This is a genomic window from Pseudoalteromonas luteoviolacea DSM 6061 (assembly GCF_001625655.1).
In the GTDB taxonomy this organism is placed as follows: domain Bacteria; phylum Pseudomonadota; class Gammaproteobacteria; order Enterobacterales; family Alteromonadaceae; genus Pseudoalteromonas; species Pseudoalteromonas luteoviolacea.
This window is the reverse complement of the sequence record NZ_AUYB01000073.1, coordinates 1-1,552: the sequence shown is the minus strand read 5'-3', so window position 1 is coordinate 1,552 and position 1,552 is coordinate 1. Positions and strand designations below refer to the sequence as shown.

Sequence of the window (1,552 nt, the reverse complement as noted above, 5' to 3'; positions counted from 1 at the left end):
CCCATGTCTTCGCATGCCACTAAGTATCTATCGATGATCTGAGGTGTAAATTCAGGCACTACCGCAGAAACCATGAGGATCTGATCGATGTTTGCAGCAACAACTTTAACGCCGTCATAAAAGTCAGGACGAGTTAGCTGTGAGCGTCGCTCTTCTACGGCCTCAATAACGCCAGCAAGGTCGCCTTCACTTACTTTGGCGCGACGAAATATGACATTATCGCCACATACTATGCTGCCTACGGTACGTCTAATATTACAGCGCAGTACTTCGCCATCTTGAGCTTCGACATCTGCATGCTGACCAAAGCGACTAACAACAGTCGCATTTTCTGTGGGGCCTAAGTTATCTGATTGCCATTGCAATTCAGCGCTTTCATTATGTTTGGCTTTAGCCAAACGCTTTTGGTGGTTGGCCTTAATCCTTCTGGATTGGCCATGACTGAGTTTTTTACGTTTTGCCATATCAATAAACTCACGAGACGAATTATTGCGAATGATTGGTGTATAAGCCATTCATAGGCTATAACTCAATAAAATTGCCCCGCTTTGTAAAAAAAAGCTTTTGGTCGAGTGATGAAGCTAATATGATATATCTAATTGCATTGGATCTAAAGGAAAGTACCGCTAAGGTAGTGTATGTCTTTTCATGAATCAAACTTGGTATGGCTCGACCTAGAGATGACAGGGCTAGAACCTAAAACAGATAAAATTCTCGAAATCGCTACGGTGATCACTGATGTTGATCTCAATGTGTTAGCGGAAGGCCCTGTAATTGCTATACATCAAAGCGATGACTTACTGGACAACATGGATGAGTGGTGTACCAACCAACACGGTCGTTCAGGTCTTACCGCTCGCTGTAAAGCGAGTACTTTTGATGAAGCTTATGCTGTTAAAGAAACACTCGATTTTTTAAAACAGTGGGTCCCACCTGGAAAATCTCCCATGTGTGGTAATTCAATTGGCCAAGATCGTCGCTTTTTACATAAGTATATGCCCGAACTAGAGGCATATTTTCATTACCGCAACTTGGATGTAAGTACCATTAAGGAACTGGCGCGTCGTTGGCGACCTGAGTTGTTGAAGGATATTCAGAAAAAAAGCTCGCATTTGGCATTGGACGATATCAAAGACTCCATCATGGAGTTGAAGGTTTATCAGCAAAAATTCTTCAAAATTTAAAAAAAGTACTTGCAAAGCTTTTCGTATCTTGTAGAATCCTGCCCCGCTTGAAAGGACAAGTTCAATATTTATTGAGATGTGTCCAGAGCGGGTATGAAGCGGCACTAGCTCAGCTGGTAGAGCGCGACCTTGCCAAGGTCGAGGTCACGAGTTCGAACCTCGTGTGCCGCTCCAATCTTTCAGTTTTATTCAACTGATAAAATAATGAATAAATTTGTGAAGTAGCTCTAGCTCAGCTGCTAAAACGTCAGACGCGACCTGTCGCGCTCCAGCGTAAATATTAGAGCAAACATATTAAGTGGCATTAGCTCAGCTGCTAAAACGTCAGACGCGACCCGTCGCGCTCCAGCGTAAAAAATTAGAGCAAA

Annotated in this window: 2 protein-coding genes and 1 tRNA gene; 2 read left to right on the top strand and 1 reads right to left on the bottom strand. The window is 43.2% G+C overall.

Features of this window, described 5'->3' with window-relative positions:
• The coding region (rsgA, locus tag N475_RS03075) for a GTPase RsgA (protein ID WP_155732535.1) at positions 1–464 on the bottom strand (464 nt) is incomplete at its 3' end.
• Positions 465–638: 174 nt separating this feature from the next.
• On the opposite strand from rsgA, the gene orn reads away from it, so the two are divergent.
• Both orn and N475_RS03065 read left to right on the top strand, forming a co-directional pair.
• Complete coding sequence (gene orn / locus N475_RS03070) at positions 639–1,184, top strand: oligoribonuclease (RefSeq protein WP_063356820.1); 546 nt, start codon at positions 639–641, stop codon at positions 1,182–1,184.
• A gap of 98 nt (positions 1,185–1,282) precedes the next feature.
• Positions 1,283–1,358, top strand: a tRNA-Gly gene (locus tag N475_RS03065).
• Positions 1,359–1,552 lie beyond the last annotated feature (194 nt).

Coding starts and splice junctions, on each gene's coding strand:
- orn (WP_063356820.1), top strand. CDS start 639: ATGTCTTTTCATGAATCAAACTTGGTATGGCTCGACCTAGAGATGACA.